22 protein-coding genes are annotated in these 21,401 nt (G+C 74.4%); 12 read left to right on the top strand and 10 right to left on the bottom strand.

The annotated features are described in order from the left end of the window. Positions 1–20: 20 nt before the first annotated feature. On the bottom strand, positions 21–1,259 hold the full coding sequence (locus GPA02_RS17675; protein WP_156201767.1) for an MFS transporter: 1,239 nt from the start codon (positions 1,257–1,259) through the stop codon (positions 21–23). After that, entirely contained in the window at positions 1,256–1,738 is a 483-nt protein-coding gene (locus GPA02_RS17670; protein WP_240134130.1) for a MarR family winged helix-turn-helix transcriptional regulator, read from the bottom strand. The genes GPA02_RS17675 and GPA02_RS17670 overlap by 4 nt, the downstream gene beginning before the upstream one ends. A 370-nt stretch (positions 1,739–2,108) precedes the next feature. Here GPA02_RS17670 and GPA02_RS17665 point away from each other — a divergent pair, with 370 nt between their 5' ends. After that, positions 2,109–3,653, top strand: coding sequence for an alpha/beta fold hydrolase (locus GPA02_RS17665; protein WP_162457818.1), 1,545 nt, complete (start codon positions 2,109–2,111; stop codon positions 3,651–3,653). 226 nt (positions 3,654–3,879) lie between these two features. Here the strand turns inward: GPA02_RS17665 and GPA02_RS17660 are convergent, their stop codons facing one another. Together GPA02_RS17660 and GPA02_RS17655 are read right to left on the bottom strand one after the other, a co-directional pair. Further along, the gene (locus tag GPA02_RS17660) at positions 3,880–4,665 is read right to left on the bottom strand and encodes a ferritin-like domain-containing protein (protein WP_156201764.1); all 786 of its coding nucleotides are present in this window, start codon (positions 4,663–4,665) and stop codon (positions 3,880–3,882) included. After that, positions 4,655–5,551 carry a hypothetical protein gene (locus GPA02_RS17655; protein WP_156201763.1) on the bottom strand — a complete coding sequence of 299 codons (897 nt, stop codon included), beginning with the start codon at positions 5,549–5,551 and terminating at the stop codon, positions 4,655–4,657. The genes GPA02_RS17660 and GPA02_RS17655 overlap by 11 nt, the downstream gene beginning before the upstream one ends. Positions 5,552–5,692: 141 nt before the next feature. Here GPA02_RS17655 and GPA02_RS17650 point away from each other — a divergent pair, with 141 nt between their 5' ends. Together GPA02_RS17650 and GPA02_RS17645 are read left to right on the top strand one after the other, a co-directional pair. Continuing rightward, positions 5,693–6,151, top strand: a complete 459-nt coding sequence (locus GPA02_RS17650; RefSeq protein WP_240134129.1) for a P-loop nucleotide/nucleoside kinase family protein — start codon at positions 5,693–5,695, stop codon at positions 6,149–6,151. A 130-nt stretch (positions 6,152–6,281) separates the two neighbouring features. After that, complete coding sequence (locus GPA02_RS17645; RefSeq protein ID WP_156201762.1) at positions 6,282–7,643, top strand: uracil-xanthine permease family protein; 1,362 nt, start codon at positions 6,282–6,284, stop codon at positions 7,641–7,643. 16 nt (positions 7,644–7,659) lie between these two features. Here the strand turns inward: GPA02_RS17645 and GPA02_RS17640 are convergent, their stop codons facing one another. Next, entirely contained in the window at positions 7,660–8,067 is a 408-nt protein-coding gene (locus tag GPA02_RS17640) for a nitroreductase/quinone reductase family protein (protein ID WP_156201761.1), read from the bottom strand. Positions 8,068–8,491: 424 nt separating this feature from the next. On the opposite strand from GPA02_RS17640, the gene GPA02_RS17635 reads away from it, so the two are divergent. The 3 genes from GPA02_RS17635 (at position 8,492) to helR (ending at position 12,190) form a co-directional block, all read left to right on the top strand. Further along, a complete protein-coding gene (locus GPA02_RS17635) occupies positions 8,492–8,974 on the top strand; it encodes a GbsR/MarR family transcriptional regulator (protein ID WP_156201760.1) in 483 nt (160 codons plus the stop codon). Next, positions 8,971–9,822: an alpha/beta fold hydrolase gene (locus GPA02_RS17630; protein ID WP_156201759.1), complete on the top strand. Its 852-nt coding sequence runs from the start codon at positions 8,971–8,973 to the stop codon at positions 9,820–9,822. The genes GPA02_RS17635 and GPA02_RS17630 overlap by 4 nt, the downstream gene beginning before the upstream one ends. 196 nt (positions 9,823–10,018) lie before the next feature. Further along, a complete protein-coding gene (helR, locus tag GPA02_RS17625; RefSeq protein WP_156201758.1) occupies positions 10,019–12,190 on the top strand; it encodes an RNA polymerase recycling motor ATPase HelR in 2,172 nt (723 codons plus the stop codon). 141 nt (positions 12,191–12,331) lie between these two features. Here helR and GPA02_RS17620 read toward each other — a convergent pair whose 3' ends face one another. Then, a complete protein-coding gene (locus GPA02_RS17620; protein ID WP_156201757.1) occupies positions 12,332–13,798 on the bottom strand; it encodes a multicopper oxidase family protein in 1,467 nt (488 codons plus the stop codon). After that, the gene (locus GPA02_RS17615; protein WP_156201756.1) at positions 13,798–14,388 is read right to left on the bottom strand and encodes a hypothetical protein; all 591 of its coding nucleotides are present in this window, start codon (positions 14,386–14,388) and stop codon (positions 13,798–13,800) included. The genes GPA02_RS17620 and GPA02_RS17615 overlap by 1 nt, the downstream gene beginning before the upstream one ends. A 140-nt stretch (positions 14,389–14,528) precedes the next feature. Here GPA02_RS17615 and GPA02_RS17610 point away from each other — a divergent pair, with 140 nt between their 5' ends. From GPA02_RS17610 to GPA02_RS17600, 3 genes are read left to right on the top strand one after another with little or no spacing between them, the layout of a single operon-like run. Continuing rightward, positions 14,529–15,668 (top strand): sensor histidine kinase, encoded by a 1,140-nt coding sequence (locus GPA02_RS17610; protein WP_156201755.1) that lies wholly within the window; start codon positions 14,529–14,531, stop codon positions 15,666–15,668. Then, positions 15,665–16,330, top strand: a complete 666-nt coding sequence (locus GPA02_RS17605) for a response regulator transcription factor (protein WP_156201754.1) — start codon at positions 15,665–15,667, stop codon at positions 16,328–16,330. Before GPA02_RS17610 ends, GPA02_RS17605 begins: the two co-directional genes overlap by 4 nt. Before the next feature lie 54 nt (positions 16,331–16,384). Beyond that, on the top strand, positions 16,385–16,771 hold the full coding sequence (locus tag GPA02_RS17600) for a hypothetical protein (RefSeq protein ID WP_156201753.1): 387 nt from the start codon (positions 16,385–16,387) through the stop codon (positions 16,769–16,771). A 78-nt stretch (positions 16,772–16,849) separates the two neighbouring features. On the opposite strand, the gene GPA02_RS17595 is transcribed toward GPA02_RS17600, so the two are convergent. Continuing rightward, positions 16,850–17,368, bottom strand: coding sequence for a PadR family transcriptional regulator (locus GPA02_RS17595; RefSeq protein ID WP_156201752.1), 519 nt, complete (start codon positions 17,366–17,368; stop codon positions 16,850–16,852). Between the two features lie 67 nt (positions 17,369–17,435). Between GPA02_RS17595 and GPA02_RS17590 the strand changes: the two genes are divergently transcribed. After that, positions 17,436–18,596 (top strand): serine hydrolase domain-containing protein, encoded by a 1,161-nt coding sequence (locus tag GPA02_RS17590; protein ID WP_204986670.1) that lies wholly within the window; start codon positions 17,436–17,438, stop codon positions 18,594–18,596. After that, positions 18,593–19,330 (top strand): class I SAM-dependent methyltransferase, encoded by a 738-nt coding sequence (locus tag GPA02_RS17585; RefSeq protein WP_240134128.1) that lies wholly within the window; start codon positions 18,593–18,595, stop codon positions 19,328–19,330. The genes GPA02_RS17590 and GPA02_RS17585 overlap by 4 nt, the downstream gene beginning before the upstream one ends. A 5-nt stretch (positions 19,331–19,335) precedes the next feature. Here the strand turns inward: GPA02_RS17585 and GPA02_RS17580 are convergent, their stop codons facing one another. After that, on the bottom strand, positions 19,336–19,860 hold the full coding sequence (locus GPA02_RS17580; protein ID WP_156201749.1) for a hypothetical protein: 525 nt from the start codon (positions 19,858–19,860) through the stop codon (positions 19,336–19,338). Between the two features lie 82 nt (positions 19,861–19,942). Here GPA02_RS17580 and GPA02_RS17575 point away from each other — a divergent pair, with 82 nt between their 5' ends. Continuing rightward, entirely contained in the window at positions 19,943–20,986 is a 1,044-nt protein-coding gene (locus GPA02_RS17575) for a family 43 glycosylhydrolase (RefSeq protein ID WP_162457816.1), read from the top strand. A 24-nt stretch (positions 20,987–21,010) separates the two neighbouring features. Here the strand turns inward: GPA02_RS17575 and GPA02_RS17570 are convergent. After that, positions 21,011–21,401: LPXTG cell wall anchor domain-containing protein (locus tag GPA02_RS17570; protein ID WP_156201747.1), on the bottom strand; the 391-nt coding region annotated here is incomplete at its 5' end.

Here is a 21,401-nt window from a genome sequence, read left to right as displayed (position 1 = left end):
GACGGGCGCCGCCGGGCCCGTCACGCCGACGGCACGATCTCCGCGTCCTCGTGGCGGTGGCTGCGCAGCGAGGGGTGCGTGAGCCCGACGACGGCGAGAGCCGCGGCAGCGCTGAGGCCGCCGAGCACGAGCGCGGCGGGCGCGCCGAGCGCTGCGGCGAGCACACCGCCGCGCATGTTGCCGACCTCGGGGCCGGCGACGCCGATGATGTGGTCGACGGCGGAGACGCGGCCGCGCAGCGGGTCGGGCGTGACGAGCTGGACCAGCCCGCCGCGGGTGACCACGCCGACGGTGTCGGCGGCGCCGGCCACGACGAGCGCTGCCAGGGCGAGCCAGGCGGTCTCGGCCAGACCGAGCCCGACGAGCGCGACCGCCCACACGCCGGCCGCGGCCAGCTGCACGACACCCGGGCGCGGCAGCCGCGTCACCGTCCCCGAGGCGGCCCCTGCGACCAGGCCGCCCAGTGCCATCGCCGAGAGGAACAGCCCCAGGGTGCGGGGGTCGCCGTCGAACCGGAGCTCGTTGAGCATCGGGAAGATCGCGATCGGGAACGACAGCGTGGTGGTGAGGAGGTCGGTGAGCAGCGCGCCGCGCAGCACCGGCAGCCGCCACGGCAGGCTCCAGCCACCGGGCGCGACCCGGGTGCCCGGCTCGCGCTCCGGTGGCAGCGGCGGCAGCCGGAGCGCCGCGACCAGACCCACCGGCACGAGGGCGGCCTGGGCTCCGAAGGCCGCGGGCAGCGCGAGCGCCACCAGCAGCCCGCCGAGTGCCGGGCCGAGCAGCATCGACGCCTGGAAACCGAGGTTCTGCAGCGCGAGGCCGGCGGCCACCTGGTCGCGCGGCAGCAGCCGGGCCGGCAGCGTGCGCCGCGCGGGGGAGCCGAGCGCGACCGCCGAGGACTGCATCGCGAGCAGCGCCAGCACCACGAGCGGCGAGGCGTTGCCGAGGGCGGCCTGCGCGGTGAGGGCCAGCGCCGCGACCGCCTGCGCGACCGAGCTCAGCGCGACCACGACGCGCCGGTCGAAGCGGTCGGCGAGGCTGCCGCCGACCGCTCCGAGCACGAGCATCGGGACCCCGTTCGCCAGCCCGATCGCGCCGGTCCAGATCGGGCTCGCGGTGAGGTCCCACACCTGGGCGAGCGCGGCGACGCCCGCGACCTGACCCGCGAGGCCGGTGAGCAGCGACGCCGCCCACAGCTCGCGGAAGGCGCGGCTGCTGCGCAGCGGACGGGTGTCGGTGAGGGCCGTGCGCCAGCTCACGCGTCCGCCCCCAGCTCGTCGTCGAGGCGCTCGGCCATCGACCGGTGAGCGAGGGCCTCGCCGAGCCGTGCGCTCAGCGCGGTCACCGCGCCGTCGAGCTCGTCGTCCAGCGCGGCGACGACCGCCTCGGTCGCGCGCCACTCGGCCTCGAGCAGCGGGACGAGCGCGCCCGCCTCGGGGGTCAGCGACACCACCTGGGTGCGACCGTCGGTGCCCGGCGCGGAGGTGACGAAGCCGGCGCGCCGCATGGCCGCGACGGTCTGGCTGGTGGCCGAGTGGGTGGTCCCGAGCGACTGCGCGAGCGCCGAGATCGTCATCGGACCCTCGTGCGAGAGGCGGATGAGCGGGCGCACGAAGCGCGACCGCATGCCGGTGACGCCACGCCGGGTGTAGAGCGCCTCGATGTCGGCGTCCATCTCCTTGAGCAGCTGGAAGAGGCGGTCCCAGCGCCCGGGGACGCGTGTCGGATCGGTTGTCACAGCACTGTTATACCAGCGCTGTCAGATCTGTGCGAGAGGGGCGTGCTGCGGCTGGCGCGCGCTGCGGCGTCGGGCGCGGTGTGCGCGGCCCCGTCACCCAGGACACGGCGGCCGGGGCTGGTCCGAAGGTCGTGGCGGGTCGGCCGCGCGGACCAGGGAGCCGGTCGGCCGATCTCCGTCGGTCGGGGGAACCGGGCCCGCGTCGGCCGCTGTTAGGAACGAGGACATGGCGACACACACGAAGCGAACCGCCAGAACCACAGCCGTCACCGCCGCCGCGCTGATGCTCCTCGGCACGGCCTCGGCCGCGGTGGCCGGACCGGCCGAGACACCACGGCAACCACCATCGGCGGCACAGGTCGAGGCGCCCGTGCCGGAGATCGCGTGGGAGGACTGCGATGGCGAGGGGCTGGAGGCCTTCGACTGCGCGAGCGTCGAGGTGCCCACCGACTACGACGAGCCCGACGGCGCCACCACGACGATCGCGATGACCAGGCTCCCGGCGACCGACCCCGAGCAGCGCATCGGCACCCTGTTCGTGAACTTCGGCGGCCCGGGCGGGCCGGGGGTGGCGACCATGCACGCCACCGGTGGCCCGTTCCTCGACCCGGAGGTGCACGCGCAGTTCGATGTCGTGGGCTTCGACCCGCGCGGCGTCGGGCTGTCCGACCCCGTCACCTGCTTCCCGAACCTCGAGGCGGAGAACGCGTACTTCGCCGATCTCGACGCGTTCCCGACCACGGCCCGCGAGCGAGCCGCGTTCGTCGCGACCTTCGCGGGGGCGGTGGCATCCTGCCAGCTGCTCTCCGGCGACCGGATCGCGCACGCCTCGACCGCGAACGTGGCGCGCGACATGGACCTGCTCCGACAGGCCGTCGGCGACACCGAGCTCAGCTACCTGGGCTACTCCTACGGCACCGTGCTCGGCGCGACCTACAGCGCGCTGTTCCCCGACCGTGTCCGCGCGATGGTGCTCGACGGCACGTTGGACCCGGTCGCCTGGTCCGGTGGCGAGGGCTCCGTCGGGTACCGCACCGGCCAGGGGGTTGCGGCCAGCGAGACCTTCGAGCAGTTCCTCGCCCTGTGCGCCGAGGCCGGTCCCGAGTCCTGCGCGCTCGCGGCGCTCGGTGACCCGAGCGAGGTGGTCGAGGACACCCTCGCCGCGCTCAAGGAGCAGCCGCTGGAGGTGCCGCTGCCCGACGGCAGCACGGCCGAGCTCGGCTACGACGAGGTCGTGGCCGCCGTCTTCAGCTCGCTGTACGTGCCGGCCGGGTGGTCGGACCTCGCCGCGCTGCTCGCCGAGATCGCGGTGATGGCGGACACGCAGGAGCAGGAGCCGCAGACGATGTCCGCGCAGTCGCTGCCCTCGATCGGCGAGCTGCTGCGCCGGCTCGGTCTGATCGAGGACTACCCCTCGATCGGTGGCGCGCTCGCGAGCATGTGCGTCGACGGGGACCACCCCCTCGACCCGTGGGACTACGCCGCGCTCGCCGAGCGGGCCGACGAGGAGGCCCCGCACTTCGGCCCCTACCGGGCCTGGGTGGGCATCCAGTGCGACGTCGTCGAGCTCACCGACGAGGACGCCTACACAGGTCCCTGGGAGCAGCAGACCGACGCGACCGTGCTCGTGATCGGCACCCGCTACGACCCGGCGACGCCGTACGCGTTCACCCAGCCCTACGCCGACCGGTACCCCGACGCCCGGGTGCTCACGGTCGAGGGATACGGCCACACCACGTTCGGGCAGAGCTCGTGCGGCAACGCGGTGATCGCCTCCTACCTCAGCACGCTGGAGGCCGAGGACGGCGCCACCTGCGACCAGGACGTCGCCCCGTTCGAGACGGCGCCCGGTGAGGCCCCGCTCAAGGAGGTGCCGCTGCTCGGCGTCCCGGCCCCGGCCCACCCGCTGATCTAGCGGCGGCCGAGCCGACCCACGAGACGACGGCGAGGCGACCAGCAAGGTGACGGCGGGGCCCACCCGGGCCTCGCCGTCCCCGCTTTCAACCCACTTCTGCCCCCACCCGGGGTTTCAACCCACTTCTGCCCCACGCACGACTCGATCGGGCAAGAGTGGGTTGAAACCCGCTCTGGGGGCAGAAGTGGGTTGAAACCGGCTCTGGGGGCAGAAGTGGGTTGACAGCTCAGGCGATGCCGAGGCGGGCGAAGGCGGCGCGGAACATCGAGATCCCCTCCAGGCCGGGGAGGCGCTGCAGACGGCGGTCGAGCTTGTCGAGCTCCTCGGCGCGGCCGGCGAACAGGTGCCCCATGACGTGGCGCACCTCCGACTCCTCCATGATCCCGGAGCCGACCGGCTTCCAGTACTTCTCCAGGATCGACCGCACCAGTCCCCGCGCGCGGGGCGAGGCCTCCAGGCGCTCGCGCGCCTGCGTCGTGTAGAACGCGACGTGCCGGGTCTCCTGCTGGGCGATGCGCCGCAGCAGCGGCGAGAGCGCGGGGTGGTCGTGCATGTCGGCGAGCCGGCGGTAGGCCGCCACCGCGGAGAGCTCGTTCGCGGCACCCCACGTCATGTGCGCGGCCACGAAGTCGCTGCCGATGAGGTTCGCCAGCGCCGACTGCTTGACCGTGCCGATCGCGAGCCGCCAGCCGAGCTTGACGCGCTTGGCCTTGAGCTCGTCGTAGTCGACGACGATCCCGTGCCGCGCGAGCACCGCCGCCAGCGCCTCGCCGTGCCAGAACTCCTCGCGGTTCCACATCGTCATGAACCCGGCCGCGTCCTCCTCGCGGTGCGACGGCGTCACGAGCATCTCCCGCAGGAAGCACGAGGTGTGGTACTCGACGTCGCACATGTAGCGCAGGGTGCGCAGCGTGTCGGCGTCGAGCGGCCGGCTCTCGAAGGTGTCGAGGTCGAGGTCGTGCCAGGTCACGGCCTCGGAGGTCTCGGCGAAGGTGTCGAGGTCAAACGCCATGCGTGCTCCCCGGTCGGGTCGGGAGGGGTCGACGGCGTCGCCGTGCCTGCCGCACCAGCGTCACCGACGGCGTGGGGCGCCCTGGCAGCGCCGCGGTGACCGCGGTGTCGGAGGCGGCGAGCGCGACGAGCGACGCCGGGTCGTCGAAGATCGAGCCGAGCGCCTGCACCTCGAGGGCGTCGCGCATGCCGACGGTGCGCAACGGCCGCCACGGCGGCTGCAGGTACGCCCACGCGAGGGCGCGCTCCGCCGTCGAGCGGGCGACCCGCGCGGCGGTCTCGGCGCGGAAGAAGGCGACGATGTCGGTCCGGCGCCGGGCGACCTCGTCGACGACGTCCCGGGCCTCGCCCGCCAGCCGCGGCCGCAGCGTCTCGAGCGCGACCTGCTGCGCACCCTCGAGGACCGCCATCCGCGCCATGTGGCCGGCGGTGAGGGCCTCGCCGGCGAGCTGCCCCAGCAGGGGGCTGGTGAGCGGCAGCAGCCGGTCGAGGTAGACGTCGCGAGCACGCGCCGACAACGGTCGCGGGCCCGGTGGCTGCAGCGGCCGATCGGCCGCGTCGAGCAGGTCGCGCAGCGCCCGCGCGAGCCAGTACCGCTCGTAGGCCCAGGTCGCGAGGAACGCGGTGACCCGGGGCTCGCTGCCGGTCCAGGAGATCAGCAGGGCGCGCATGTCGTGCAGGGCCGCCGTCTCCAGCCGCCACAGGTAGGCCAGGTCGCGCGCGGTGCGGCCGTCGATCGCGACGTCGTCGGCGACGGCGATGCGGCCACGGGCGTTCTCGGCGTACTTGGTGACGTCGACGTCGGTCACCAGCACCGGGCTGATCGAGTCGTCGAGGTGGAGGTGGCCGTCGGGGCGGTAGCCGGGTGGCAGCGTGGGCCCGGTCACGACCGCTCACCGCTTCGTGGTGCCCTGCCACGCCGTCGACGCGGTGCCCTCCGCTCCCACATGGGCACGATGGTAGGGATCCCACCGGGTCGCGACCCAGGGGTTACCGCGATTCTCTCGACGTCGTGAGACCGTGCACGGGTGGGACGGGTCGTCTTCATGTGCGGACCGGCGGGGGCCGGCAAGACCACGTACGCCCGCGCGCTGGAGCGCGCAGGCGCCGTCCGGCTCTCGTTCGACGTCGAGGCCTTCGCCCGCGGCTGGTCGATGCCCTTGACGGCGCAGCGGCACGCCGAGATCGCGACCGAGCTGCGCGAGCGCCTGCTCGCCCTCGTGGCCGAGGGGCGCGACGTCGTCCTCGACTTCTCGTTCTGGTCGCGCGCGATGCGCGACGACTACCGCGCACTGCTCGTGCCGACCGGGGTGGTGCCGGAGACGGTGTATCTGGCGACCGCTCGCGAGACCGCGCTGGCGCGGGTCCGCGCCCGCCGGGGCGAGCACGCCGACGACATGGTGCTCGCCGAGGATCTTGCCGCCGCCTACGTCGACGGGTTCGAGCCGCCCACGCCCGAGGAGGGTCCGCTCACCGTGGTGCGCTGACCGCGCCAGCGTCTCCTGGCCGGGTGCGCACGGGCGCGGGTCGCGCCCGCTGCGCGGGTCGGGCGCGCGACGGCGTGGGCCCTCCCACTAGGGTGCCCCTCAGCCAGCCGACCGAGCCCCGGAGGACCCCTTGCCGCTGCTGACCTGGCGCCGTCACGGAGACGGCCAGACCATCGCACCCGGAGCGGTCGTCGCTCCCGACGAGCGGCTGAGCTGGCCGCGCACCATCGGTATCGGCATGCAGCACGTGGTCGCCATGTTCGGCGCGACCTTCCTCGTGCCGCTGCTGACCGGGCTGCCGCCGGCCACCACGCTGTTCTTCTCGGCGATCGGCACGGTCGCCTTCCTGCTGATCACCGGCAACCGGCTGCCGAGCTACCTCGGCTCCAGCTTCGCGTTCATCGCGCCGATCCTCGCGGCGACCGGCTCCCACGGGGTGTCGAGCGCGCTGGGCGGCGTCGTGATCGCGGGTGCGCTGCTGGCCGTCGTCGGCCTCGTGGTGCACCTGTCCGGCACCCGCTGGATCGACGCCGTCATGCCCCCGGTCGTCACCGGCACCATCGTCGCTCTCATCGGTTTCAACCTCGCGCCCGCCGCGTGGGGCAGCTGCAACCAGGAGGTCGTCGACGGCGCGATCGTCGAGACCTGCACGAGCGGCGTCCGCGCGGCGCCCGTGACCGCGCTGGTCACGATCCTCGCGATCGTGCTCGTGACCGTGCTGTTCCGCGGCATCCTCGGGCGGCTGTCGATCCTCGTGGGCGTTGTCGTCGGCTACGTCGTGGCCACGGTGCGCGGCGAGGTCGACTTCACCGCGGTGGGCGAGGCCGCCTGGTTCGGGCTGCCGACCTTCACGACGCCGACCTTCACGCCCGCCGTGCTCGGTCTGTTCGTGCCCGTCGTGCTCGTGCTGGTCGCGGAGAACGTCGGCCACGTGAAGTCGGTCGCCGCGATGACCGGCGCCAACCTCGACGGCGTCACGGGCCGCGCGCTGCTGGCCGATGGCGTGGCGACGGTGCTCGCGGGCTCCGGCGGTGGTTCCGGCACGACGACCTACGCCGAGAACATCGGCGTCATGGGCGCCACCCGGGTGTACTCGACCGCCGCCTACTGGGTGGCCGCAGCGACGGCGTTCGTGCTGAGCATGTCGCCGAAGTTCGGCGCGCTCATCGCGACGATCCCCGCCGGCGTGCTGGGCGGTGCGGCGACCGTGCTCTACGGCATGGTCGGCGTGCTCGGTGCGCGCATCTGGGTGCAGAACAAGGTGAGCTTCGCCGACCCGATCAACCTCACGACGGCGGCGATCGCTCTCATCGTGGGCATCGCCAACTACACGTGGAGCCCGGGTGTCATGACGTTCGAGGGCATCGCGCTGGGCACGGTGGCCGCGATCGGCGTCTACCACCTCATGCGGGTGATCGCCCGCTGGCGTGGGACGGCCGGGCAGGAGCCGGCCTCCCCGGCCAGCGTCGTCGACGCGCCCGTCACCGACTGAGGGGCGCGCGAGCGCGCTACGGGACGAGGCGGAAGATCGGGAAGACGCGGCCCTCGCTGGTCTTCTCGTACTCCGCGAAGCCGCTGGACATCTCGATGAACCGCGGCCACATCTCGGCGCGCTCGCGCTCCTCGAGCTCGTCGACGGAGACCCGGACGGTCCGTACGGGGTCACCGGGGACCTCGAGGTCGACCTGCTCGGCGCGGCGCAGCCCGTAGACCCAGGCGGGGTGCCTCGGCGACCCGCCGCCGCTGCCGACGACGTGCCACGCGCCGTCGTGCTGCAGAGCCGCGAGCGGTGTGACGCGCACGCCGCCGTCCTTCTTCGGCACGTGGACGAGCACGAGGCCGTCTCCGAACGGGGGCTGCTCGACGACGCCTCCGTTGGTGCGGAAGGTGTCGATGATCTGCTGGTTGACGTCCATGGGTGCGCAACGCCGTCGACGGAACCACGATTCCAGGCGTCCAGCCCGTGGACGCGACCGTGCCGCCCGCCCGCACCGCAACGGGGTCGAGCCGTGGTCTCCCCGTCGGAGCCGGGCAGCAGGAGGTGGTGCATTCGTGGCGTGGTGGTCGCTTCTGCACGCCGGGGAGGGGCGGGCGTGGTGCATTCGTGGCGTGGTGGTCGCTTTTGCACACCGGGGAGGGGTGGGCGCGGTGCATTCGTGGCGTGGTGGTCGGTTCTGCACGCCGGCGGGGAGTGAGCGCGGGCGTTCGTATCGCGGTCTACGGCCGCCCGGCCCGCACCCGGCGAAGCGCGTGCTGGTCGGAGTCGTGAGGGACGGGGACGACCTCACCGCGGTCATACAGTCGTTGCAGCAATGACTGCAACGACTGTAAGGTCCACGCATGACCGATGCCCGCCTCCCGAGCGCAGCCGAGTCGGCCTACATCGACGAGGTGGCGGAGTTCTTCGTCGAGGAGGGTCTGCCGCTGATCGCGGGGCGCGTCATCGGGTGGCTGCTCATCTGCGAGCCGCAGGAGCAGACGCCCGCTGAGCTGACCGAGGCGCTGGGCGTGAGCCGCAGCTCGATCTCCTCGGCGATGCGGCTGCTCACACCGAGCGGTCTGGTGGAGCGCACGCGCCGCCGGGGCGACCGCCACGAGTACTTCCGCATCGCGCCGGACGGCTGGAGTCGGATGCTCATGCGGCGCTACGCGAAGACGACCGCGTTCCGCGAGGTGACCGAGCGCGGTCTGGACCTCCTCGCCGACGCGCCCGCCGCCCGCCGCGAGCGGCTCGCCCGCGTCGCGGACCTCTACCGGTTCCTGGAGGCCGAGCTGCCGCAGCTGCTCGAGCGCTGGCAGGCCCAGCAGGGAGGCTCCCGATGACACCCTCGGCCGAGCACGACGTCATCGAGCAGCCCGAGGGCCGCCTCGTCGTCACGCGCGCCGGCACGGGCGGCACCCCGGTGCTGCTGCTCAGCGGCGGCGGGATCGACAACGCGGCGCTCAGCTGGTCGCGGCTGCTGCCCGACCTGGCGCGCGACCGCGCCGTCTACGCCCCCGACTGGCCGAAGCAGGGGCGCAGCATGCCGTGGCACGGCGTCGCCGACCACGAGCGGCTGCTGCGGGTCGTCACGACCGTGCTCGACCACTACGACCTCGAGCGCGCCGACCTCGTCGGGCTCTCGCAGGGCGGTGCGCTCGCGCTCGCGACGGCGATCGAGCGCCCGGAGCGGGTGCGCCGCCTGATCGCGATGGCGCCGGCCGGGATCATCTCGTTCCCGCCCGTGGTGCACCAGCTGCTGTGGCTGACGGCGCGGCTGCCGCTGCTCCACGACACGCTGCCGTCGATGATGGTGCGCACCCGCGACCAGGTCGCGAGGCTCGTCCGGTCGACGCTGATCCCGGGACCGGTGGAGGATTTCGAGGAGATCGTCGACGAGGTGATGGCCGAGGTGCAGCGCCGCGGCGGCGGCAGCTCCTCCGACTGGCAGAACCACTCGATCGGCTTCTGGCGGATGCGCGTCGACCTGCGCCCGCGCCTGCACACGATCACCTGCCCGACGCTCCTCGTCCAGGGCGACAAGGACCGCGGCGTCGCGCCCCGCCACACGCAGGCGGCCGCCCGCCTCATCCCCGGCGCGCGGCTCGAGATGGTGCCGGGCGCCGGGCACTGGGTGAACCGGCAGGAGCCGGAGCTCGTCAACCGGCTGGTGCGCGACTTCCTCGACTGAGCTGCCCCAGACGCACGAGAGGGGACGCGATCCGCGTCCCCTGCCACGACCAGGATATCCGGGGAGGGGGGTCTTGCGGCAAGGCCCCCCGCAGGCCTCACAATCGTCGTCCTGCCCTGGCCCGTGACCGTCTCCGCACGGGTCCTCGCGCCACCGGCGTCGGCTCGCCCGACCCGCCGGTCGCGCACGCCTGCCCATGCCCACCGCCGTCGGGAGCCGCCCTGTGCCCGTGACCACCTCGCCCTTCGACCTGCCTGCCCACCTGTCCGCGAAGTCCGACCCCGCCCTGGTGGCCGACGACGAGGCCCACCTCCTCGCCGTCGGCGAGAGCCTGCGCACGCAGGTCGCCGAGCTCGAGCGGCGCCTCGCCGAGGAGCGCCGCGCCCCCGGCGGCAGCGGCACCCAGGCGCTCGAGCGCGACCAGCGCATCCACGCGATGAGCGCCCGGCTGCGCACCCTGCGTCGCTACGGCATCGACATGTGCCTCGGGCGCACCGTGACCACCGACGGCGTCGCCACCTACATCGGTCGCGTCGGGCTCACCGACGCCGACGGCGGCCGGCTGCTCGTCGACTGGCGCTCGCCGGCCGCCGAGCCGTTCTTCGCCGCCACCCACGCCCGGCCGATGGGGTTGGCCAGCCGACGCCGGTACCGGTGGACCGGCGGCCGCGTCACCGACTACTGGGACGAGGCGTTCACCGACGAGGGCGCCGCGGCGAGCGCCGCCGCGCTCGACGACCAGTCGGCGTTCATCGCCAGCCTCGGCGCCAGCCGGTCGCCGCGCATGCGCGACGTCCTCGGCACCATCGCCGCCGACCAGGACGCGATCGTGCGGGCGCCCGCCGACCGCGCGCTCGTCGTCGACGGCGGCCCGGGCACCGGCAAGACCGTGGTCGCGCTGCACCGGGCGGCCTATCTCACGTACTCGGACCCGCGGCTGGACGGCCGCGCGGGCGGCGTGCTGGTGCTCGGCCCGCACCAGCACTACGTCGACTACACCGCCGACGTGCTCCCCAGCCTCGGCGAGGAGGACGTGCGCACGGTGACGCTGCGCGACCTGCTGCCCGAGGGAGCCACGGCCCGGCCGGAGCCCGACGCCGCTGTGGCTCGCCTCAAGGCCGACGCCAGGATGGTCGACGCGATCGAGACCGCGGTGCGCTTCTACGAGGACCCGCCGACGGCGAGGGTCGCCGTCGAGACCCCGTGGGGCGGCGTCGTCGTGCGCCCGCACGACTGGGCCGCCGCCTTCGAAGCGGCCCGCGGCGCCCCGCACAACGAGGCGCGCGAGCTGATCTGGGACGAGCTGGTCGAGGCCGCCGCCGACCAGGTGGAGGACGCCGACCCCGAGATGCTGCGCTCGGTCCTGCAGGCCGACACCGACCTGGCCGAGGCCCTGGGCGGGGCGTGGCCGCTGCTGGAGCCGGGCGACGTCGTCGGCGACCTGTGGTCCGTGCCGGCCTACCTGCGGATGTGCGCACCCTGGCTCGACCACGACGAGGTGCGTGCGCTGCAGCGCGACCGGCCGCAGGCCTGGACCGACGCCGACCTGCCGCTGCTCGACGCCGCCCGCGCCCGCCTCGGCGACCCGGCGGCGGAGCGGCTGGCCCGCCGCCGTCGCGCCGCGGTCGCGCGGCAGCGGGAGCACATGGACCGCATCGTCGACGACCTCATCGAGCACGACGACAGCGACCTCATGGTCATGAGCATGCTGCGTGGGGACGACCTGCGCGGCGCGCTCGTCGACACCGCGGGGCTGCCCACGCGCGACCGCGACCCGCTGGCCGGTCCGTTCGCGCACGTCGTCGTCGACGAGGCGCAGGAGCTCACCGACGCCGAGTGGCGCATGGTGCTGCGCCGCTGCCCCAGCGGCAGCCTGACGATCGTGGGCGACCGCGCCCAGGCCCGGCGCGGCTTCCCGGAGTCGTGGCAGGAGCGGCTGGCCCGCGTCGGCCTCCACCGTGTCGACGTCGCGACTCTCGGTGTCAACTACCGCACCCCGAGCGAGGTCATGGACCACGCCGCGCCGGTCATCCGGGGCGCCCTGCCGGACGCCAACGTCCCGACGTCGATCCGCAGCACCGGCGTCCCGGTGCACCAGGGCAGCACGGCCGAGCTCCCCGACCTGCTCGGCTCCTGGCTCGCCGCGCACGAGGGCATCGCCTGCGTCATCGCCGCGCCGGGCGCCGATGTCCTCGTCGACCCCGACCCGCGGGTGCGCGTGCTCACCCCGACCTCGGCCAAGGGCCTGGAGTTCGACCTCGTGGTGCTCGTCGACCCCGACGCGTTCGGCGACGGCGTCGCGGGCGCCGTCGACCGCTACGTCGCGATGACCCGCGCGACCCAGCAGCTGGCGCTCCTCACCGGCTAGCCCGAGCCAACGACCCCACCACCGCAGCGCCGAGATCGAGGTTCTGAGTCGAGATCGAGGATCCAGACCCTCGATCTCGCCCCAGAACCTCGATCTCGGCGCCGGCGGGGTCAGGGGTGCGCCCGGGGTGGGGGGTGCCGGTCAGGCGACGCTGAAGTGGACCATCATCATCATGTCCTCGTGCTCGAGGTTGTGGCAGTGCAGCACGTACTGGCCGCGGTAGCCCTCGATGGGGACGAGCACCTCGCGGGCGTCGCCGGGGCGCAGGTCGACGGTGTCCTTCCAGGCCGGCGTGCCGTCCGGGCCCTCGACCTGGAAGCCCACCAGGTGGGCGTGGATGGGGTGGTGCACGTCGGTGGTCAGCCGCCAGCGCTCGAGGGTGCCGAGGCGGGAGGTGAACACGTCGCCGTCGTGGAAGGTGATGCCGTTGACGTTCCACATGCCGCCGCCGTGGTGGGCGCCGCCGGTGGGGCCGAGCGCGAAGTGCAGGTCGCGGGTCACCGCGACCGCGCCCGGGTCGAGCCGCTCGATCGTCGACAGCCGGTCGGGGACGCGGGAGTCGTCGGAGGCGGTGCGCACCACCCGGAACCGCATCACCTGACCCGGGCCGCCGCCGTCGAGCCGGTTGGTCATCGTCACCTCGGTGCCGACCGGCAGGTCTGAGAAGTCGACGACGACGTCGGCGCGCTCGGCGCCCGCGAGCGGCAGCGTGCTCCGCACCCACGGCTTCTCGAGCAGCCCCAGGTCGGTGCCGACCTGCGTGAACGTGGCGCCCTGGTCGAGCGCGAGCTCGTAGCGGCGGGCGTTGGAGGCGTTGAGCAGCCGGAACCGGTACCGGGCGGCGTCGACCTCCAGCACCGGCCACGGGGCACCGTTGACGAGCACGCAGTCGCCGAGTAGGCCACCGTGGTAGCGCAGCTCCACGCCCGGGCGCCCGCGGCTGGGGTCGATCAGCGGGTAGGCGAAGGCGCCGTCGGCGTCGAACGAGCGGTCGCAGATGACCAGCGGGATGTCGCGCTCGCCCGAGGGGAGTCCGAGGGCCTCCTCCTCGTCGTCGGTGAGCAGCGCCATGCCGGCCAGGCCCGCATAGACGTTCGGGCCGGTGAAGTCCATCGCGTGGTCGTGGTACCACAGCGGCGCGGCACGCTGCCCGAGCGGGTAGTCGTAGTCGCGCACGGTGCCGGGCACCACGACGTCGGTGGGGTAGCCGTCGTGCTCGGGCGGCGTCACGCCGCCGTGCAGGTGCAGCACGGTGTCGAGGTCGAGCTCGTTGCGCAGCCGCACCCGCAGCGGCTCACCCGCGCGGGCCCGGATCGTCGGGCCGGGGAAGGTGCCGTCGTAGCCGAGGATCTCGGTCGTGCGCCCCGGCAGCACCTCGACGGCGGAGCGTCGGGCCACGAGGTCGACGACCCCGTCGGTCGGGGTGATCTCGCGCGGGATCGGCAGCGCGGTCGTGAACGGCTCCGGCAACGGCACCCGGCTCGGCAGCAGCGCGCCGTGGGAGCCGGTGCCGTTGCCGGTGAACCAGTCGGAGCCCACCGCGGCGAGCACGGCCGTGACGGCCGCCGCGCCGGACAGGCCGAGGAACGTCCTGCGGGTGGGCGACATCATCGCAACCTCGCAGCGCCGTCGGGGGTGTACCAGACCTGGTCCTGCCGGTACGGCTCGCTCAGCATGCCGGGCACGGCCTGCGCGGGTCGCGCGTGGGTCTGCAGGGGCTGGTGGCCCTGCGGCGGCCCGTACCCCTGCGCGGGTGCGTGCTGGCCCTGCGCCGTCGCGGTACGCGGTCGGTAGGAACGGCGCGCGCGGTCGGGCGACCAGGCCCACAGCGCGACGACGACGCCGGCCGCCACCAGCGACACCCCGAGCAGCAGGTGGACCGCGAGGAAGCGTGCATGCCCCATGCCGAGCTGGACCGGCATGAGGAACGCCGCGGCCACGGCCAGCGGGACCGGCCACCCCGGCAGCCGGCCCGGCCGCCACGCGAGCACGGCCGCGACGACGACCAGCCACGCGACGCCCATGAGGATGAGTCCGTTGTTGCCGTGGCGCGCCAGCGACGGGTAGTCGCCGTCGAGGAACCGTCCGGCCAGCAGCGGCTGACCGACCAGCAGCACGGCCTGCACGCCGGCGACGAGCCGCAGCAGCCACAGGGTCGCGGTGGTCGCGCCGGGCACGGAAGGGGCGGATGCTGTCATGTCCTCGACGCTAGGGACGCGCACGCGTGCACACATCGGCCCGCGGTCGTCACCCGATGTCGACATCCGACGACGTCGACCGACGTTGGTGTCGCCTCCTGCCGACTGTGCCGCCGGTGGGTTTTCCCTACTCTCGAGGCATGCTCAGCCCGCGTCCGACGCGCACCGACGTGCTGCTCGCCGTCGGCGTGCTCGCGGTGCTCGTGGGATCCGCGTTCGTGAGCCGTTCCGGCCTCGACCGCCCGGTCGACGCCCTCGGCCTGTCGATGCTCGCGGCGATCGCGGTCGCGACGCTGGTGCGGCGCCGCTGGCCGGTGGTGGTGCTCGCGCTCTGCACGGCGCTGATCTTCGGCTACTACGTCACGGGGTTCCCACCCGTCGGGCTGGAGCTGCCGCTCGCCGCCCCGGTCGCCACTGTCGCGGCCGCGGGGCGGTGGCGGCTCGCGGTGCTGTGGTCGGTCGCGGTGACCGCGTTCGCCTACGGCAGCCGGATCGCGCTCGGTCAGGACCCGGTGCTGCTGCTGGCGCTGCAGCTGCCGACGACGGTGGCCGTGCTCGGCGGCGCGATCGCGATCGGGGACGCGGTGCGCTCGCGCCGCGAGCTGCGCGCCGAGCAGGAGCGCACGATCGCCGCGGCGCGCCGTGAGGCCGAGCAGCGCACGGCGCAGCGCCTCGCTGCCGAGCGGGTGCGGCTGGCGAGGGACCTCCACGACGTGCTCGGGCACACCGTGGCCGTCGTGTCGCTGCACGCCGACGTCGCCGAGGAGGCCGTCGCCGCGGGCGACACCGACGGTGCGGCCGAGGCGATCCGGGCGATCCGTGGGGCCAGCGGCACGGCGATGCGCGACCTGCGTGGCGCCGTCCAGCTGCTCCGCGGCGACGACCCCGCGACCCTCGACGTCGTCGGCGGCCTGGCTGCGATCGACGAGCTGGTCGACGGCGCCCGGTCGGCGGGCCTCGACGTCGAGCTGGACCTCGACCTCGACCCGACGTCGGTGCCCGCGCCGGCCGGCATGACCGCCTACCGCGTGGTCCAGGAGGGCCTGACGAACGTGCTGCGGCACGCGGGCGCGGCGCACGCGTGGGTCGTCGTCACCTCCGAGCCCGGTGCGCTGCTGGTCCGGGTCGAGGACGACGGCCGCGGTCTGCCGGAGGCCACGACCGAGGGCACCGGGCTGCGGGGCATGGCCGAACGCGTCGCCCTCCTCGGGGGCACCCTGCGCACCGGGGCCCGGCGGGGTGGCGCCGGCACCCGCGTCACCGCGAGGATCCCGACATGATCCGGCTGCTCGTCGTCGACGACCAGGAGCTCATCCGCGCCGGCATGCGCGCGCTGCTGGCTCGCACCGACGACATCGAGGTGGTCGGTGACGCCGCCGACGGGATCGCCGCGGTGGAGCGGGTGCGCGCGCTGCGGCCCGACGTCGTGCTCATGGACATCCGGATGCCCGGCATCGACGGCATCGAGGCCACCCGCCGCATCGTCGCCGACCCGGACCTCGCGCACGTGCGGGTCCTCGTGCTCACGACGTTCGACACCGACGAGCACGTGTTCGACGCGCTGCGCGCGGGGGCTGCCGGGTTCCTGCTCAAGGACGCCCGCCCCGAGGAGCTGCGGCAGGCGGTGCGCACGGTCGCCGACGGCGGGTCGCTGCTCGCGCCGGGCGTCACCCGACGGGTGGTCGAGGCGGCGGTGCACGGTGGCCCGACGCCGGACCCCGACGCCCACCCGGTCGCGCGCACGCTCACCGAGCGCGAGCGCGAGGTGCTCACGCTCATCGGGCGCGGGCTCGACAACGGCGAGATCGCGGAGGAGCTGGTCATCAGCCCCGCGACCGCGCGCACCTACGTCTCCCGTCTGCTCGCCAAGCTGCACGCGCGGGACCGGGCGCAGCTCGTCGTCCTCGCGTACGAGGCCGGGCTGGTGCGCCCGGGCGAGTGACCCGGACGTACGTCCCCGACGCCCGCGCGGGCGGCCGGGAGGAGGGAGATCGACGTGGCTGGGCTGGTGACGGCTGCCGCCTGGGTGCTGGTCGTGACGTTCGCGATCAGCCTCGCCTACGAGCTGCACAGGTGGCTCACCCGGCGCGGCAGCTCGCGCTACGACACGACCGGCTGGTTCGTGCAGACGCTGGTCCTCGACGCGCTCGCGGCGACGGTCGTGGTGCTGCTGCTGACCGGTGTCGCGGCAGGGCCGTGGGTGGGGCTCGTCTTCACGGTCGCCGCGATCGGGGCCTCCGTGCTCTTCTACGCACCGACGGTGATGCCGGTGCGCTTCGGGGGCACGCCGGCGCTGGTCGACTGGGTCGAGTGCCTGGCCTACACCGGCGGCCTGTTCGCCGCCGCGGCGCTGCTGGGCTACGCGGTGCTCGGCCCGGTCTGACGTCGCTCGCCGGGCGGGCCCGACGCGTCCGGGACACCGCGGGCGGGCCGGTGCCCCGGCCGGCGTCCTCGGTGCGGCTCAGTGCTCGTCGAGCAGGCCTCGGAAGAAGGACGACGCGTAGCGGTAGGAACCGAGCCCGTACTCCAGCGTCGCCAGCTGGTAGCGCGCGAGGTCGCGCTGGTCGGCGGGGACGTCGAGGTCGGCGACCTGCTCGCCCAGTCGCTCGAGGTCGGCGAGCCCCGCCTCGACCCGGTCGACCAGCCGCTCCAGGACCGCGCGTCGTCGCTCGGCGGGCAGCAGCCCGAGGAAGTACAAGCGCGACAGCGCCGCGGTCTCGACGTCGCCGGTCGGCTCGGCGGTCAGCCAGGCCTCCAGCTCGTCGCGGCCGGCGTCGGTGACCCGGTACACCTTCCGGCCCCGCCCGCCCTCGGTGCTCGCGACCTCGATGCGGTCCCGGTCGAGCAGCCCGTCGAGCGCGCGTTTGATGCTGCCGGTGGACGCCGAGTAGAAGAGCGAGACCCCGGCCTCGAAGGACTTCACGAGGTCGTACAGGCTCTGCGGGCGGATGAGCAGCAGACCGAGGATCACGTACGCCACGCGAGCAGCCTAGACGCATTGACTCTCGTAGACATGTCTAGTAGACATATCTACGAGAGAGGTGGTGGTGCTCGTGCCACGCGCGCAGGAGGCGTCTGCGGTCGTCGCGGACCTGGACCGGACACTGAGCAGGCAGGTGCGTCGACGGCGACGCCGGGGCCTGCCGCCACCGCAGGTGCTGGTCGAGACACCGGACTGGTCGTTCTCCTCGGGCGACGTCGACCGGCCGTTTCACGCCGCGAGCGCCGGCAAGCTGCTCACCGCGGCGCTCGTGGCCGGCCTCGTCGAGCGCGGGCGGTTCGGGTTCGACACCCCGATCGGGCGACTGCTCCCCGCGGTCGACACCGACGGGCTTCCCGCGGTGGACGGGTTCGACGCCGCGGTCGACCTCACCGTCGACCACCTGCTCGCGCAGACCTCCGGGCTGCCGGACTTCTTCGACCCGCCGCGCGGCCGGCGCACCACGGCGTCGATCGGGGCGGTCGTCGCGCACCCGGAGCGCCGGTTCACGCCGTCCGACCTGCTCGACGCCGCACGCGGGCTGCCCGCCGTCGGGCCGCCGGGCGAGCGGTTCCACTACTCCGACACCGGGTGGGTCCTCCTCGGGCGGATCGCCGAGGAGGCGACCGGCGAGCCGTTCGCGACGCTGCTGCGCACCCGCGTCTTCGAGCCCGCAGGCATGGAGCAGGCCGCCACGCCGTACGACGTCACGCTGCTTCCGGACGACCTCGGGAGCATCGACGTCGAGCCGTTCTGGCTGCGCGGGCACGAGCTGAGCCGTGCCCACGCCGTCAGCCTGGACTGGGCGGGCGGCAACGTCGTCGCGCCCCCGCGGGACTGGCTGCGCTTCCTGCGCGCGCTGCGGGGCGGCGCCCTGGTGTCGGAGTCGACGCTCGCTCGCCTCGAGCGGCCGCGTCACCGCTTCCGGCGGGGCATCCGTTACGGGGCCGGCACCATGACGCTGCGGTTCGACGAGCTGGTGCCCGTCGTCGGGCGCGGGCTGCCTGCCGCCGTGGGGCACCTCGGCGTGTGGGCCACGCACGTGGTCGCCTACCCGGAGCACGACACGTTCGTCGTGCTGAACTTCCACGCCGACCGCGAGATGAACGCCAGCTTCCAGCTGCAGATGCGCATCGCGAGCCTGCTGCGCCGCGGAGTCGCGCAGCAGGCACAGCCGAGCAATCGGCTGGCCGTCGACGGTGATCACCACGAGGATCGGTGGTCGTGAGCGACGACGCGACCCGCCGCGCCTGGGCGCAGGCGTCCCAGAAGTACGAGCACGAGGCTGCGGAGCACCTGGAGCTCGCGCGCACCCACCGGCTCGAGCCGGTCGAGGAGGAGGTGCTCGCGGGCGAGGTCACCGGGGCGTCGGTCGTGCACCCCATGAGCGGGCACGGGCTGGACGACCTGGCGCTGGCGCGGCTCGGCGCGGCCGAGGTGCTCGGTCTCGACTACAGCCCGGCCGCGGTGCGCTCGGCCCAGGCTCGTGCGGACGCGCTGGGGCTGCCGTGCCGCTACCGCGAGGTGGAGCTGCCGGCCACCGGCCTGCCCGACGGCGTCGCGGACCTCGTCTACACCGGCAAGGGTGCGCTGATCTGGGTGGCCGACCTGCCGGCGTTCCTCACCGAGGTGCGCCGCGTGCTGCGGCCCGGCGGCGCGTTCTTCGTCTACGAGGCCCACCCGCTCGTGCCGCTGTGGTCGTGGGACGTCGACGAGGTTCGCGTCCGCGCCGACCGCAGCTACTTCGCGTCCGGTCACGTCAACGACACCTTCCCCGGGCGCGGCGCCTACGAGCACCAGCGCACGCTCGCGCAGCTGGTGACCGACGTGCTCGACGCGGGGTTCGCCGTCGAGCACCTCGCCGAGCACCCCGAGCCCTTCTGGCGTCCCGAGGGGCTCGCGGCCGCGGCCTGGGACGGCCGTCTGCCCAACGCGGTCAGCCTGCTGGCGCGGCGGGCCTGACGCGGTCAGGGCGCGACGCGGATGCTCTCGACCATCGCGTCGTGGCGGGCGGCCGCCAGCTCGATCCCGACGGTGAAGAACGTGCGCCCGTCCGGCAGCTCCACGAACGTCACCACCTGGTCGCGGCGGATGCAGTCGTTGGTGCACTCCGTGTACTCGACGACGAACCGGTAGGCGTCGCCGACCTCCAGGGCCACCGGCTCCGCGTCGTCGGGCAGCTGGTCGACGGACCCCCACGAGGGGAAGCGGCCGTTCAGCGGGTCCTGCTGCGGGCACGCCGTCTCCGGGGTCGCGGTCGAGATCACCAGGCCCTCGCTCGCCCCGGGCCTGCCGAGCATCGTCTGGGCGTCCGCGCACGTCGGCGCGCCGAACGCGGCGGCGTCGGTGGTCCAGCCGGCCGGGGCGTCGAGCTCCAGCCGGACCGTCCCGAGGTCGATCGTGCGCGTCTCCTGGTCCGGTCCGCACGCCGTCGCCGTCGCGACGGCGAGCAGCACGGCGACGAGCGCGAGCGCCCTACGCAGCACCTGCATGCCTCGAGGCCAGGCAGCGCGGCGTGGAGGCGACATGGGCAGGGCTGCCCCGCGTCCCGGCGTCGTCCGCCACGATGGGCGCATGCCCGCCGCGCAGCCGCTCACCGCCCCGTACGCCCTGGACGACGTTCCCTGCCACGACCCGTACGTGCTCGCGGTCGACGACGGCTACCTGCTCTACACCTCCTACGACTCCTCCCGCTGGCAGCGCCAGGTGCCCGAGGGGTGCGACGTGCCGGCGCCACCCGGCACCGGTGTGCTCGCTTGGTGGAGCCCCGACCTCGTGCGCTGGGGGTCGCCGACGCCGGTGCTCCAGGTGCCCGACGGCGCCTGGGCCGACCCGACCGTGTCGCCGTGGGCGCCCGAGGTGCACCGGTGGGGGAGCCGCTACGTGCTCGCCACGACGCTGCACCAGCCGGCCGACCGGTTGCCCGGCGTCGTGCAGCGCTCCACCCGGATCGAGATGACCTCCAGCGGGTGGGGCGGGCTCGCCCCGCTGCGGCGCGGCACGGTGCTCGCGGTCGCCGACGACCCGCGCGGCCCGTTCCGGCTGCTCGACCCGGAGCGCTCGCACACGCCGCCGGACTTCATGGCGCTGGACGGCACGGTGGTCCGCGACGAGCACGGCTCGCCCTGGCTCGTCTACGCCCACGAGTGGGTGCAGACGGTCGACGGCACGATCGAGGCGGTCCCGCTCGACGAGGACCTGCGCGTGACCGGCGACCCGGTGCACCTGTTCCGAGGCTCGGAGGCCACCTGGTACCGGCAGGTGACGCCGAGCGCCGAGGCGCTCGCGCCCTACGTCACCGACGGTCCGCAGCTCCACCGGCTGCCGGGCGGGGCGCTCGCGATGATCTGGGCCTCCTACCGGCCGCACACGGGGTTCGCGGGCGGCGAGTACGTCGAGACGCAGGCGATCTCCCGATCCGGCTCCCTGCTGGGGCCGTGGGAGCAGGGGGAGGTGCTCGTCGACGGCAACGCCGGGCACGGGATGCTGCTCACCACCCACGAGGACGACCTGGTGCTCGTGCTGCACCGCGGCATGGGGACCCCGCGCGTGCGCGCCGAGATCCACGACGTCGTCGCCGAGCCCGACGGGCTGCGCGTCACCGGCCGCCGGGTGTGACCCGGCGGCCGGTGAGCCGGTCGGTCAGTGGGCGGTCGGCCGCCGGTGGTGCCGGACCGCGAGGGCCAGCGCCGCACCGAGCACCAGGACGAGCCCGGCGAGGGCGCTGACGGCGAGGAGGTCGGTCCCGGTGTCGGGGAGCCCGCCGGTGCCGGTGTCACCGCCGGTGCCGGCCGGGGGACCGGCGGCCGGGGGCGCCGTCGCGTCGCCCGTCGGGTCCTCGGCCGGGTCCTGGGTGGGGTCCGCCGTCGGGTCGTCCGTCGGGTCGTCGCCCGGATCGGTCGGGCCCTCGGTGGGGTCGTCCGTGGGGTCCTCGGTGGGGTCGTCGACCGGGGGCTCGGGCTCCTCGGCGGCGGGCAGCACGGTGAGCGTGAGCTCGCGGGTGATCGGGTCGCCCACGAACACCGTGAACGTG

The sequence above is a fragment of the Actinotalea caeni genome (assembly GCF_009733795.1).
Classification (GTDB): domain Bacteria; phylum Actinomycetota; class Actinomycetes; order Actinomycetales; family Beutenbergiaceae; genus Pseudactinotalea; species Pseudactinotalea caeni.
The sequence above is the reverse complement of the archived record's forward strand: the minus strand, read 5'-3'. Positions and strand labels throughout refer to the sequence as shown.